Source organism: Streptococcus phocae (assembly GCF_001302265.1).
Taxonomy (GTDB): domain Bacteria; phylum Bacillota; class Bacilli; order Lactobacillales; family Streptococcaceae; genus Streptococcus; species Streptococcus phocae.
Genome location: NZ_LHQM01000010.1, coordinates 1 through 12807, shown reverse-complemented (window position 1 = coordinate 12807; position 12807 = coordinate 1). Strand labels below are relative to the sequence as shown.

The window sequence follows — 12807 nt, the reverse complement described above, 5'->3', positions numbered from 1 at the left end:
TTTCCTTGTTTTCAGGTTGCTTATGGTGTGGCTGTGCTATAGGCACATATCCTGATTGGGAAAGGTTAGTGACTCCTGGTTGTGGGACCTTTGGTAGCTGTACGTGATGAGAAGGACTTGATTTTTGATTCCAGTAAGCTTGTGCCTGTGCTAACTCACTAGCAGATAAATCTGATTTGGGAATAAAATGAAAATGATTCCCATGGGGCACAATAAAACCATCACCAGTGTCTTCGATCACATCAGTCGGACTAAAGACATACCCATCATCTGTTGTGTAACGATTTCCACTTTTGTGACTGACGTGTGATGTGTGATTATGGTTTTTGGCATGCTTGTGAGCTGCTTGTGCTGTTCCTTTTTCTTTTTGCTCAGCAATTTGTGCTTTAGTTCGCACATTTTCTCGCTTACTGCCTTCTTTTAAATAAAGGTAATACTTGCCATCGACTTTGATAATATAGCCATCTTTAACGTCGTTAACGACATCTTGCTTACTAAACACATAATTGGGATCAGACATGATCAATTCTTCGCTGATGAGAGAATTAAATGGCACTTTACCATTATAGTAATGGTAGTGATCGCCATGAGAGGTGACATAGCCATCATCAGTAATCTTGACAACAATCTGCTCTGCTGAAATTCCCTCTTCTTCATTGATTTGCTCTTGGGTTTTAGACTTTGTTAGGGCAGATTTTTGCGCCTTTTTCGAACCATCAATGTAGTCAACCTTATCATTTGGTGTCTGTGTTGCTTGATAATGTCCGAGTTGGTAAGCCCCTAAACTCAGTAAAATCGCACCAGTAGCAACCGAACCAATCCAATATTTCTTTTTCATATATCCTCCTATTTTTCGTTTCGCAATTCGTTATAGAGTGTGTTTAAATTCATTTCAATATTTTCTAAATAAGTGTGATTATTTGCAGGATCTGCTTCGAGCGGGCTGAGAATTTTCAACTTTGCTCCAGTGGATTTTGCTACTGTTTTAGCCATTTTTTGCGAAGCATTACTTTCGACAAAAATCGTATCCACCTGGTGGTCTTTGATAAACTCTCTGATTTCGATTAATTGACGTGGCTGAGGCTCTTGTTCTGGAGAGATTCCTGCGATACCCAGTTGTGTCAGTCCAAAACGTTTAGCCAAGTAAGAAAATGCGGTGTGCTGGGTGACAAAAGTCTTTTGCTTAACACTCGCAAATCGTTTGATGTAGTCATCGGTAATCTTTTGAGCTTTTTTCTGGAAGAGCTCGGCATTTTTTTCGTAGCTCTTTTTATGGCTAGGGTCAGCCGCCACTAAAAAATCTTTGATGTGTTCGACTTCTTTTGCTGCCAACTGGGGATCTGTCCAAGTGTGCGGGTCATATAGCGTCGCAGGATCAATGCCCTCACCTGCCTCCATCTCCTCTAGCCCTTTGACCTTATCAAGAGTCATTCCTTCAGATGCCTCCAACACTTTTTCCTTGGAGTGTTTAAGGTTCTCTTTAATATCGCCTGCCCAGGCTTCTAAGATGTGCGAATGAAAGATAAAGACATCCGCATCATAGATAGCCGCAACATCGTTAGGCGACGGCTCAAAAGAATGGATGCCATTACCAGATTGAATCATCTTGACATCATTTAATTCTCCAGAAACCGCCTTTGTCATGGCGTATATGGGATAAAAACTCGTGACAATTCTTAATCCCTTATCTTTTTGCACCGCTGATTTTTGACAACCCGTCAAACCAACGGCAAATACAATTAACATCATGGTTACTGATAGGTAGGAAAACCACTTTTTCATAATCTGTTGACTCCTTAATCATATTGTCGATGTGGTTAATTTACTTAACTGGTTAAGTAAATGTTATCACTCTTCTTTTTATCTGTCAAGAAAATATTGTAAAAAAAGTGCCAAGCAATCACAATAGACACTATTAACTTGAAATTTGGCTGTGTTTATGATATGATTTCTCAGATTGTCTATCCATGATAACATTAACGCAACGGGCATCCTCAGACTTGCCTTTTTGCCTTATCACCATATAAATCCCCGAAAAATACTATTTATTTATAGAAGGAAAATACCACATGACTGACATTATGACGGATTTCGTCAACAAAGGCTGTCAAAAAAGTAACTTTATTGTCGGCCCTTGTTCCATAGAATCTTATGAGCAAATTAGAACGGCTGCCGCTAGTGCTAAAGAGCTCGGCTACAAGTACTTCAGAGGAGGAGCTTATAAGCCTAGAACTTCCTCATCTTCATTTCAAGGATTGGGACTTACGGGCATCAAATACCTTCATGACGTTTGCCAAGAGTTTCAACTGACATCAGTCAGTGAAATCATGTCTGAAAAGCAACTCGACGAAGCTTATGACTACTTGGATCTCATCCAAGTAGGAGCTAGAAACATGCAAAATTTTGAACTGCTAAAAACCTTAGCCTCTGTTGAAAAGCCTATCTTATTTAAGAGAGGTCTCATGGCTACTATCGAAGAATACCTAGGAGCCCTATCCTACCTCCAAGAAAAAGGCAAGCGTAACATTATTTTATGCGAAAGAGGAATTCGAGGCTACGATGTTGAAACCAGAAATATGTTGGATATCATGGCTGTTCCCATTATCCAGCAAAAAGTAGATTTGCCGATTATTGTAGATGTGTCTCATTCAACAGGTAGGCGTGACCTGCTACTGCCTGCGGCTAAGGTAGCCAAGGCAGTCGGTGCAAACGGCATTATGATGGAGGTGCATCCGACACCAGATTTGGCTTTATCAGATGCAGCACAACAAATCGACTACCAGCAGTTAGCCGTATTAGGTCAAGAATTGTGGCGTCATGAGGGTTAAATCATCTGGAACTATCCTTACTCGTCAGACTTGTTTTTAATGAGGTAACATACCATGACCAAAACATTACAGATTCATTCACGTGTTAAAGATTATAACATCCTCTTTACAGATGCTATTTTTGAAACAATAAGTACCCTAGTAGCCCGTCGAAATGGAGCTAAGCCTTTTATCATCACAGATGGTAACGTCTACCACTTGTATCAACCGCTATTTGAGCGTCTCAAAACACACTTTCAAGGCTACGTGCATGTTTGTGCTCCTGGAGGTCACTCCAAATCACTAGAAGAAGCTAGTGCGATTTATGAGTTGCTGCTAGCAGAAAACATCACCAAAAATGACCTTATTATCACAATCGGAGGAGGTGTTATTGGGGACTTGGGCGGGTTCGTAGCAGCTACTTTTTATAGAGGAATCCCCTATATCCAAATTCCAACGACCTTATTAAGTCAGGTAGATAGTAGTATCGGTGGTAAGGTTGGGGTTCACTTCAAGGGGTTTACCAATATGATTGGCAGCATCTATCCTCCTGAAGCGATTATTGTTTCAACAGACTTTCTAAAAACCCTGCCCCAACGAGAATTTGCTTGTGGCATGAGCGAAATCATCAAAATTGCCTTTATCCACGATCGCCAATTATTTGGGGCATTAACGACGTATCATAACCATCCTTCTACTCGCATGCTTCAGGACATCATTTACCAAGCGATTGCAAATAAAAAAAACATTGTTGAACAGGATGAATTTGAAGGGCATCAACGCTTATCCCTAAACTTTGGTCATACTCTAGGACATGCCATCGAAGCCTTGAACGATCACGAGACCTACCTTCATGGTGAAGCGATTGCTATTGGAATGCTTTTTGATGCAAAACTAGCCCTCAAACAAGAGTTTCTCCCACTCGAGGATTATCATGCCTTAAAAACACTCTTACAGGCCTATCAACTGCCTACCCAGTTGACAACTAGTTCCAAACAAGCAGAAGAACTCTTTGAGATTTTAAAAACAGACAAAAAAAATAAGGGAGAGCACATCATCTTTATCCTTCCGAACCAAAACTCCTTTACCACATTTCCCGTTTTAAAAAGTGACCGCACCTTTTCTCAAACACTCAAAGACTTATTAAGCCAAAAAGGTTAAGAAAGCTATGAAGCTTTCTTAACCTTTTTTTATTTGTTTATCTCTAATCTAGGATGATTTGCAAGTATTTGCACTGAGTGATTGCTGTTAAATGATGGACTTGTTCTGGCATCAGACTAATGACACCACCTGCTGAAAGCTGTGTGTCTTGAGCTTCCTGTGTGATGCCTAACTGCCCCTCTAAGACAAGAATCAGCTTTGCCTTGGGGCTTGATTCATTACTAATGGTTTCACCTTGGTCCATAGCGTACAAAGTCACTGATTGGTCAAGACCAAGTTTGCCACTCAATGAACGGCTGGCTATTTGTTGGTCATGATAACGGATCAAATCGAGTAGGTTTTCTATCATTTATGCCTCCGGTTTGACAACAATTAGCAACATCTGAAAAGCTTCTTTAGCGAACAAACTGTGTGGGATATCTGCTGGCATAACAATCGTCTCTCCTGCACCGACTTGATAACAATCGTCTCCGATAGTAATCTCAGCAACACCACTGAGGATATTAACCATCGCATCTCCCGGTGACGCGTGACGTCCTATTTCTTGACCTTTATCCAAGGAAAAAACTGTTATTCCTAAATCGTTTCGTTGGACAAGAGTCTTGCTCAACATTTGGTCTTCTTCAACTGGAACCTCTGATTTAAGGTCTACAACCTTACTAGGGGTAAGTTTATCAATATATGTCATAAGAATTCTCCCTAATTTTTATATCTTTATTTTACACTGACAGATGGCTACACTGAAACCTTTGTACCAAATCTATCGTGGTTATCCCTTTATTGCATGCTATTTCTAGCACATGGCAGTTGGCGTTTCTTACTTAGTCCTGACAAAAAAGTGGTGTCTGACTTCTTTTTAGTCACTCTGCCTACTGTCATGCCTCTCTTCAACAACTAAGCACCGTCATTTGAAAGTAAAAACAGTTTTTATCGGTCACGATTTTAGTGAATCGTCTTCAAATAAAAGCTTGCGAATATGGTCGACTGGCATATCCTCTCCAGTTATTAACTTAAAGGCCTCTGCTCCTTGATAAAGCACCATACCTAATCCATTGATAACCTTTTTAGCCCCATGTTTTCGAGCAAAGCGTAAGAGCTTGGTTTCAGCTGGTGCATAGACCACATCAAAAACCACCAGGTCTGGATGGATGACTTCAGAGTCGTTAATCAAACTTTGATCTTCAAAAGGTTTCATGCCAATTCCAGTTGCATCGATATAAATGCTTGACTCTAAAATAGAGGTTTTAAAGGCGTCTTCGTCTGCTAAATCATGCACACTAGCTATAGCTAAGGTCCGAGTGTTTATCTTTGCTGCCGTTTGCTCTGCATTAGCGTAAAATTCATCTTTGGAATTGAAAATACGAATCTCCTTGGCACCATCCAGAGCAAGCTGAATCGCAATTGCTGTCCCAGCTCCTCCAGCACCTGTTAGGGTGATGATACGATTAGCTACCGTAATGCCTTCTGCAGCGAGCGATGCAACAGCCCCTGTCCCATCAGTCATGTGCCCAACTAAAAAGCCACTGCCATCTTGATTAACGACCGTATTAACAGCACCAACAAGCTCTGCAGCCGGGGATAAGGCGTCTAAATAAGGAATAATAGCTTGTTTGTTGGGCATTGAAATATTTGATCCTCGAATGCCCAAAGCACGAATCCCTTGTACAGCATCAGCTAAGGCTTCAGTTCCCACCTCAAACGCTAGATAAGCATAATCCAGTCCCAACTTTGCGTAAGCTTCATTATGCATTTTAGGAGACAAGCTGTGCCTAATTGGCATTGCTAACAATGAAACCAATAAAGTATGACCTGATAAACGTTCTGACATCGCTATTCCTTCCTCTCTCAACACCCCTCTCATTATCTTCAAAGCAATGATTACCACGCGCATCGTAGAATAAGGGCAGCTTTTTCTATTATGATACCATGAAATGTATCCCCAAACAAGTCAACCTTAACTCAAAAGTACCTGATTCAAGCCTTTAACAAAGCATTGACAATTTATTTATTTTGATTAGCAAAGAAAAAATCAACGAGACAAAAAAAGAGAGCCTATGCTCTCAAAATGCCAATATTCTCTATATAATAAAGTAAAAAACATATGCGATATTTTAAACTAGCGTGACAATTCCAATATCCCCTGATGTGTAAACTCTGTATCAATATGATGAGCAATTTCAATAATAGTAACGGGTAAGTCAAAAATCAACTGTCGAATCTTTTTAGCGTTTTCTGCATCAAGTGGCGCAGTAATTTCATCAGCTAAAAACACATCTTTTTTGCGAATAAGGCTTCTGGCAATTTCTATGCGTACTTTCTGACCGCCAGAAATATTTTCGCCGTTATTGATTCCGTTTCATTGATGGCTTCACCTGATAAAAGAAGAGTCTTCGTCAGCTTATCGCGTAAGGCTAGCATGATGCTTTTACAAGCTATCTCATATACCACATTCGCACCAAATTCTAATCCATAAAATATCACATAGGTCAACAATCCCACAATAAACAGTTGCCAAAGAGAACCTAAATCTGATACCGTATCAATTACAGTAACTCTCCCTACAACTACGGATTGCAGAATACTAGAAAATCCACCTAAAATAAATGCAACAAGTATATAGTAGCGAATTTTTCCTAAATAAGAGAATAATTTCATAAAAACACCACCTAAATGAAATAACAACCAAACTTTTAATGATTTTACCCTACATCACTGAATAAATCTATTGGTTAGGATAATATCACCTAACAAATTTTTGATAATAAAAATTTATAGATTAGTACTCGTTGTGCTAGTTAATTCTCGCCAAACAAAAAACTTTGCGTATCATAAACTCAAAACAACCACGAAATGAGGGAATGATATGCAAAGCCAAGTTTATTATCCCGCAACCCCCAAACAAACACAAGTCATTTTTTCAAAAATCTTTAGCAGAGTCATCACTTTATATCATCGTTTTGTCCCAACTGAAGTTAGAAATAGACGAAATATACACTTACAAAAGCAGCCTGATGCGGTTTTTATTGCTAGCTATCTCTGGGCAATTCAAGAAGGGTGTCGAACTGCGAGTGCTATTTACCGTTCTATTCGCCACAATCTCTTCCCTGACAATTTCCCGGAGCGCTCTCAATTTTGCCGTATCTGCCAAAACCTTGCTCAAAGCCTTCAACGTATGCGCTATTTTATGATCTTGGACCTGTGTCAAACTTGCTCTTTCGGCTTGATTGACAGTTTTCCTTGTCCTTTGTGCCATCCCATTCGCAACCTGAGAGCATCATTGTTATCAGAAGTGGTTGATATTGGCTATAACGCTACTAAGAAGATTCACTACTACGGGCTTAAGTTTTCGGTACTTGTGAGCGATAGTGGATTTCTTATAGATTATGTAGTAACTCCAGCTTCTGTTTCAGATGGCACGGTTGCTTTTGAATGACTTTAGAATAGTCCTCTCTCTGTGATTTATGGAGATAAGCAAGTGAAATCGCATTTATCTCAATATGGCATTAAGTTGATATCTCAACTAAGGAAAAACATGATTGATTACTCGTGGTTTGATAATTACAGAATCAGCCGTTTGTGGAAGCCTATAGAGACCGTATTTTCGAGTTTAGAGTTGTTTGGAATCGAGTGTTTACGTTGCCGCAATCTGCGGGCACTCAAATTTAGGACAGAGGCGATATTACTTAATTATTCTCTTATGCTTGAAAGCAACTATAATGAGTTTGGCGTGAGTTTGAAATATTCCCATTCGTATGTTTAATTAGCTAGCACAACGAGTAGATTAGTATAAATTATTCACTATCTTTATAGAAAAACTTTCTATAAAGACGAGAAAGTATTAAAATAAGCACCCAAGAAGTACTAAGGATAGTAATTAACAATCTTCCAAAATTTAGTTCAGTCTTAATAATATAAATATGCAGAAGTGGCGCTAATCCCATACACGAATATAGTACAAAACTAAAAAAACTTATTTCTCCGATTCCTGCAAAAAAATGCTTCATGTTTTTACGCAAATACATAGCCATTCCCCCTACCGTCTGCCCATTCAGCGCTATACGCAACTGCTTCACCTAGCGAGAAACCAGAAACAGTTAATGCAATATCTAAATCCCCACTTGCTAAATGGCTAGCAGCGCTTCCCACAAGTTTAATAATCATACCACGTAACGTTCTTGTCATTGCATCTTTATTAGCTTTAATCACTTTTCTAATTGCAGCTACTGAGAAAATCGTAGCTCCTCCTGTATAGATAGCAAACCCGACATCAAAGACTTTAGCAAGAGTCCCTCTGCTGTTCCAACAGTTACGACCAACGCCACCACCGTCAGTATACACCATTTCCTCCTGTTCAAGAGCTACATAATTATTTGGTAATACTAATTCCATAAGAATTCTCCTTTCTCAGTCTTATTGCAATTTATAGATTGGCTTAGAATAAAACTCAAAATCTGTTGTAATAGTATCATCATGGATAGTCGTTCCACAACTTTTTACAATGAGTGGACCAAATGTTTGCGCTTTAACCAACTGTAAATGTTGAGGAAATTTATCTATCCTCATAATCTATATTTTCTACTTTAATACCATAATTTTTTTTGCAGATGACCTGTCTCAAAACTAGTTTTTTATTATCCTTTAACTCTAAAGACAAAATGCTTGAAAAAGTTCTTAAAAGAAAGGATTATTAGTCTTTCTTTCGTTGTAGTTTCACTACAGCCTCGGTCCTTGCGGTATGAGGAAACATGTCAACCGACTGAATATAGGACACATCATAAACTTTTACCAAGGAGGCCAAATCACGTGCCAAAGTCGAGGTATTACAAGAAACATAAACCATTTTGGGTGGCTGATATTTCAAAATCATAGCTAGTAGTTTATCATCTAGCCCTGTACGAGGTGGGTCTACAATCATAGCATCCGCTCGGTAGCCTTGTCCATACCATTTAGGAATAATGTCTTCTGCCTTACCAACTTCGTAATAAGTATTGCTAAACCCCATCTGAGAGGCATTTTTTTGAGCATCTGCAATGGCTTCTGGTATAATATCCATGCCACGAACCGACTTCACCTTTCCTGCAAAGGCAAAGCCAATTGAACCAACACCACAATAAGCATCAATGATGTGATCATCAGAGGTGACTTCAAGTGCCTTGACCACCTCTTGATACAAAACTTCCGTCTGCTTAGGATTCAACTGGTAAAATGCTCTTGGAGATAGGGCAAAGCCATAATCAAGCACTTCTTCTTGGATAGTGTCTTCTCCCCAGATAATCTCTGTTTGCGTACCATATATATCACTACTTTTAGAAGTATTAATATTAAGGGCTACTGTCTTGATCTGTGGGAACGTTTCAGTTAATTCTAAAACAAGCTTTGTTAACCTTACTGACTTACTACTGATAAAAATGATTTGCACTTGACTACTAGCTTGGGCTTTACGCACCATGACTGTTCTAACACCATCAATTTTACGCTCATTATAAATAGGTATTTTATGCTTGTCCAAGAGGTTCGTAATCGTATTAATCACTTTTTGAGTGTCCCTATCTTGAACTAAACAATCATCAATAGCAACCAATCGGTGGCTTCCCTCAGCAAATAAGCCAGACTGGACACCCCCTCCAAATGACCTGGTTTGAAACTGAAGCTTAGCCCGATAATGCTGTGGACTCTTCATGCCTAAGGTGTGTCGAATGTCAAACTCTTCATACCCAGCAGGCTTGAATTTTTTCAATGCCTGTTTAATAATATCATCCTTGAAGTAGAGTTGCTTAGGATAGGCTAAGTGCATGATTTGGCAACCACCGCATGCTTCATAAATAGGACAAGCTGGAGTGACGCGATTCTTAGATGGCTTATTTATTTTAATCAGTTTTGCCTCCACAAAGTTACGCTTAACAGCAGTTACCTGACAAAAGACATCCTCTCCCTTTAAAGCTCCTGGAACAAATACCAAGGTTTTTTGATAAAACCCGATACCTTCACCATTAATACCCATTCTTTTGATTTTTAGCGGAATGTTTTGTTTTACTTTAACAGTCATTATTTTTAAATACTACTCCTAGTTCTTTAAATAGTTCAAGTGTTTTTTGCCCAATGCCAGAAATGGCAAGAATCTCCTCTGATGTCCATGTGGATAAATCTGCTAACGTGTAAATGCCCTTAGCATTTAACAAGGTCACCTTGGTTGGCGCAAGATCTGTCTCTTCTAACAAAATATTCCTTTCAACTGCCTCTAAAAAACCATTAAAGTAATGTTGGATATAATAGTGGGCTGTCATTAGTAGAGGAATCATATTAAAGAAGCCAATCAATACACTATCCATACTATTATACTCGTACACTTCACAGTTTGCCGACTTCAAAACCAGCTCAAAAGGAAACGCATCTTGTGCCATAACATCTCTAAACTCAGGGACCTTTTCACACAGTTTTTTCAAAATTTTATCAGCAAATGCTTGATGACCTGCTAAAATTGCTCCAATCATCACAGGAACTGCCATTAAAAAATCCTCTTGATAGGAAGCTTTACTGGCATAAAAAAGCTGTGCTTCCTCAAAATCTGACATCATAACATAAAGAGCTGAAATCTCATACCTGGTTCCTAAATGATCATTGACATCATAATGATAGATTTCTGACAGATGCTCCAAAGCCTTACGGTACAAACCACTTTGTTTATATAGTAAGGCTAAATCCATTTTTTGAGATAAGTATGGTCTTTCTTGGGGATTAGACCAACCTTTTGGCTGAGAAGCCATCCAAGCTTTACGCCCTTGCTTTTCAATCTCTTCCAAATCCTTAATCATTTCAAAAGTTTTATGGCTTAAGGCTTGCTCAAATAAAAACTGATTAGAGCCTCCTATGCTTTCTAGCAGCTGCTCAATATCCGCAGCAACATCCATATCGTCATCATCTAAAAAATCATCCCAATGTTCTTGACGATAACCGTCCAAACTAACAACTTTATCTCGCTCGTCCTTGCCATCCATCATTTGTGCCCCTTTTCAGTAATTCTTTCTTCTATTCTACCATTTTTGTTATAATGATTAGTATGAAAATTAAAAAAATCGAAAAGAAAAAGCGACTTTACCTTATTGAACTTGATAGCGACGACAAACTTTATGTCACCGAAGATACCATTGTCAAATTTATGCTAAGCAAAGATAAGACAATATCCGAACAAGAATTAGAAGACATCAGAACTTTTGCTCAGTTCTCACATGGTAAAAATTTAGCCCTTTACTTCATCTCGTTTCAGCAACGCAGCGAAAAACAGGTTAAAGATTACTTAATTAAACATGACATTGATGCTGACATTATCCCTGATGTTATCAACAACCTCATTGAGGACAAGTGGATCGACGACAGCAAATATGTCGAAGCCTATATTCGCCAAAATCATTTAAATGGTGACAAAGGGCCTCTCGTTCTCAAACAAAAATTACTTCAAAAAGGGATTGCCCAACACCATATTGACTTACAACTTGAGCAGGCTGATTTTTCAGAACTCGCTGAAAAAATTGGTGCTAAAATCCATGACAAATACCTAGGAAAATTACCGCCCAAAGCATTAAAAGATAAAATTACTCAAGGATTACTCACCAAAGGGTTTTCCTATGACCTTGCTAAACGTGTCACTAATCCCATGAGCTTTGAAATGGCAACTGACGACAATGATGACCTGCTTGACCATGAATTTGACAAGCAGTATCGTAAATATAGTCGTAACCACGATGGCTATACTCTTAAACAAAAACTCTACCAAGCCCTCTATCGCAAAGGTTATGGCAGCGATGAAATTAACAGAAAATTAAGGGATTCTTTATAAGACTGTTTTTAATAAGTGATTTATTTTACCAAATGTGATAAAATATACTAGATAAGTTTAATTGTAGAAAGTTGGTAAGGCATGAAATTACCTAAAGAAGGCGACTTTATTACAATTCAAAGTTATAAGCATGATGGTAGATTACACCGAACTTGGCGTGATACTATGGTACTAAAAACAACAGAGAATGCCCTCATTGGAGTAAATGATCACACACTTGTAACAGAAAGTGATGGGAGACGGTGGGTTACAAGAGAACCAGCCATTGTTTATTTTCATAAAAAATACTGGTTTAACATTATTGCAATGATTCGAGATAATGGTATTTCTTATTATTGCAATCTGGCAAGCCCATATTTGATGGATGCTGAGGCACTCAAATACATTGACTATGATTTAGATGTGAAAGTTTTTGCAGATGGTGAAAAACGACTCCTTGATGTGGATGAGTATGAACTTCACAAACAAGAAATGCAATATTCAGCTGATATTGATTTCATTCTAAAAGAAAATGTTAAAATATTAGTTGACTGGATCAACAAAGAAAAAGGTCCTTTTTCTAAAGCATATGTTGATATTTGGTACAAACGTTATCTTGAACTAAAGAATCGTTAATAATCGCCTGGCACTCCAATGGAGTGCTTTATTAGTAGAAAGGAATAAATTATGGCATTTCAAAAAACAAAAGGCCGTTACGCTAGTTTCGGCATCGCAACTAGTCTCCCACCAGAATTAATAGATACCTTCTGGGAGATTATTGATCATTACTTAAAAGGGGTTTTTCCACTCAATAGCATCCTAACTTTTAAAATCATTAAAAATAATAATTACTTGTCCTATGAATACTTTGATCGCAAAGCAGGTACTCGTATTGTCTTTGACTATAAAGCTAGATTTGACCCCTTCTATCCCGAAACAGTTTATATTGTTGATAACTCAGGTATTGAAACCATTTTATTACCACATGAACTTAATTAAACTTCTGGACTAAAAAAGCATCTTATC

General features: G+C 38.4%; 13 protein-coding genes and 3 pseudogenes. 6 read left to right on the top strand and 10 right to left on the bottom strand.

Annotation, left to right across the window (positions count from 1 at the left end):
- Positions 1-40: 40 nt before the first annotated feature.
- A pseudogene (locus AKK44_RS09430) lies at positions 41-838 on the bottom strand (pneumococcal-type histidine triad protein); the annotation flags it as partial.
- Positions 839-846: 8 nt separating this feature from the next.
- Complete coding sequence (locus AKK44_RS02765) at positions 847-1782, bottom strand: metal ABC transporter solute-binding protein, Zn/Mn family (protein WP_054278422.1); 936 nt, start codon at positions 1780-1782, stop codon at positions 847-849.
- Between the two features lie 287 nt (positions 1783-2069).
- Here AKK44_RS02765 and AKK44_RS02760 point away from each other — a divergent pair, with 287 nt between their 5' ends.
- Positions 2070-2828 (top strand): bifunctional 3-deoxy-7-phosphoheptulonate synthase/chorismate mutase, encoded by a 759-nt coding sequence (locus AKK44_RS02760; protein ID WP_054278421.1) that lies wholly within the window; start codon positions 2070-2072, stop codon positions 2826-2828.
- Positions 2829-2882: 54 nt separating this feature from the next.
- Positions 2883-3968 (top strand): 3-dehydroquinate synthase, encoded by a 1086-nt coding sequence (gene aroB / locus AKK44_RS02755; RefSeq protein ID WP_054278420.1) that lies wholly within the window; start codon positions 2883-2885, stop codon positions 3966-3968.
- Between the two features lie 43 nt (positions 3969-4011).
- On the opposite strand, the gene AKK44_RS02750 is transcribed toward aroB, so the two are convergent.
- The 5 genes and pseudogenes from AKK44_RS02750 to AKK44_RS02735 form a co-directional block, all read right to left on the bottom strand.
- Positions 4012-4317 (bottom strand): cupin domain-containing protein, encoded by a 306-nt coding sequence (locus tag AKK44_RS02750; RefSeq protein WP_054278419.1) that lies wholly within the window; start codon positions 4315-4317, stop codon positions 4012-4014.
- Positions 4318-4656, bottom strand: a complete 339-nt coding sequence (locus AKK44_RS02745) for a cupin domain-containing protein (protein ID WP_054278418.1) — start codon at positions 4654-4656, stop codon at positions 4318-4320.
- A gap of 246 nt (positions 4657-4902) precedes the next feature.
- Complete coding sequence (locus AKK44_RS02740) at positions 4903-5796, bottom strand: shikimate dehydrogenase (RefSeq protein WP_054278417.1); 894 nt, start codon at positions 5794-5796, stop codon at positions 4903-4905.
- Between the two features lie 288 nt (positions 5797-6084).
- Positions 6085-6318: pseudogene (locus AKK44_RS08620) on the bottom strand (ATP-binding cassette domain-containing protein); the annotation flags it as partial.
- Positions 6273-6623, bottom strand: a complete 351-nt coding sequence (locus tag AKK44_RS02735; protein ID WP_054278416.1) for a hypothetical protein — start codon at positions 6621-6623, stop codon at positions 6273-6275. The gene AKK44_RS02735 and the pseudogene AKK44_RS08620, both read right to left, overlap by 46 nt.
- A 208-nt stretch (positions 6624-6831) precedes the next feature.
- Between AKK44_RS02735 and AKK44_RS09425 the strand changes: the two are divergent.
- A pseudogene (locus tag AKK44_RS09425) lies at positions 6832-7728 on the top strand (IS982 family transposase).
- Between the two features lie 248 nt (positions 7729-7976).
- On the opposite strand, the gene AKK44_RS02720 reads toward AKK44_RS09425, so the two are convergent.
- From AKK44_RS02720 to AKK44_RS02710, 3 genes are all read right to left on the bottom strand, one after another.
- On the bottom strand, positions 7977-8357 hold the full coding sequence (locus AKK44_RS02720) for a hypothetical protein (RefSeq protein ID WP_054278415.1): 381 nt from the start codon (positions 8355-8357) through the stop codon (positions 7977-7979).
- Positions 8358-8655: 298 nt separating this feature from the next.
- Positions 8656-10014: a 23S rRNA (uracil(1939)-C(5))-methyltransferase RlmD gene (gene rlmD / locus AKK44_RS02715; RefSeq protein ID WP_054278414.1), complete on the bottom strand. Its 1359-nt coding sequence runs from the start codon at positions 10012-10014 to the stop codon at positions 8656-8658.
- Positions 10004-10966, bottom strand: a complete 963-nt coding sequence (locus AKK44_RS02710; RefSeq protein WP_152911052.1) for a helix-hairpin-helix domain-containing protein — start codon at positions 10964-10966, stop codon at positions 10004-10006. The genes rlmD and AKK44_RS02710 overlap by 11 nt, the downstream gene beginning before the upstream one ends.
- Before the next feature lie 59 nt (positions 10967-11025).
- Here AKK44_RS02710 and recX point away from each other — a divergent pair, with 59 nt between their 5' ends.
- The 3 genes from recX to AKK44_RS02695 all read left to right on the top strand — a co-directional run bounded on the left by recX (position 11026) and on the right by AKK44_RS02695 (position 12780).
- Positions 11026-11802 (top strand): recombination regulator RecX, encoded by a 777-nt coding sequence (gene recX, locus AKK44_RS02705; RefSeq protein WP_054278412.1) that lies wholly within the window; start codon positions 11026-11028, stop codon positions 11800-11802.
- Positions 11803-11883: 81 nt separating this feature from the next.
- Entirely contained in the window at positions 11884-12417 is a 534-nt protein-coding gene (ntdP, locus tag AKK44_RS02700; protein ID WP_037594257.1) for a nucleoside tri-diphosphate phosphatase, read from the top strand.
- A 51-nt stretch (positions 12418-12468) separates the two neighbouring features.
- Positions 12469-12780: a DUF960 domain-containing protein gene (locus AKK44_RS02695; RefSeq protein ID WP_037594260.1), complete on the top strand. Its 312-nt coding sequence runs from the start codon at positions 12469-12471 to the stop codon at positions 12778-12780.
- Positions 12781-12807: the final 27 nt, after the last annotated feature.

What these genes read in the sequence shown, in the direction of transcription:
- AKK44_RS02750 (WP_054278419.1), bottom strand. Translation starts at nt 4,317, where the DNA reads ATGATAGAAAACCTACTCGATTTGATCCGTTATCATGACCAACAAATA.
- aroB (WP_054278420.1), top strand. Translation starts at nt 2,883, where the DNA reads ATGACCAAAACATTACAGATTCATTCACGTGTTAAAGATTATAACATC.
- AKK44_RS02710 (WP_152911052.1), bottom strand. Translation starts at nt 10,966, where the DNA reads ATGATGGATGGCAAGGACGAGCGAGATAAAGTTGTTAGTTTGGACGGT.
- AKK44_RS02760 (WP_054278421.1), top strand. Translation starts at nt 2,070, where the DNA reads ATGACTGACATTATGACGGATTTCGTCAACAAAGGCTGTCAAAAAAGT.
- rlmD (WP_054278414.1), bottom strand. Translation starts at nt 10,014, where the DNA reads ATGACTGTTAAAGTAAAACAAAACATTCCGCTAAAAATCAAAAGAATG.
- AKK44_RS02720 (WP_054278415.1), bottom strand. Translation starts at nt 8,357, where the DNA reads ATGGAATTAGTATTACCAAATAATTATGTAGCTCTTGAACAGGAGGAA.
- AKK44_RS02740 (WP_054278417.1), bottom strand. Translation starts at nt 5,796, where the DNA reads ATGTCAGAACGTTTATCAGGTCATACTTTATTGGTTTCATTGTTAGCA.
- AKK44_RS02745 (WP_054278418.1), bottom strand. Translation starts at nt 4,656, where the DNA reads ATGACATATATTGATAAACTTACCCCTAGTAAGGTTGTAGACCTTAAA.
- AKK44_RS02695 (WP_037594260.1), top strand. Translation starts at nt 12,469, where the DNA reads ATGGCATTTCAAAAAACAAAAGGCCGTTACGCTAGTTTCGGCATCGCA.
- recX (WP_054278412.1), top strand. Translation starts at nt 11,026, where the DNA reads ATGAAAATTAAAAAAATCGAAAAGAAAAAGCGACTTTACCTTATTGAA.
- AKK44_RS02735 (WP_054278416.1), bottom strand. Translation starts at nt 6,623, where the DNA reads ATGAAATTATTCTCTTATTTAGGAAAAATTCGCTACTATATACTTGTT.
- ntdP (WP_037594257.1), top strand. Translation starts at nt 11,884, where the DNA reads ATGAAATTACCTAAAGAAGGCGACTTTATTACAATTCAAAGTTATAAG.
- AKK44_RS02765 (WP_054278422.1), bottom strand. Translation starts at nt 1,782, where the DNA reads ATGAAAAAGTGGTTTTCCTACCTATCAGTAACCATGATGTTAATTGTA.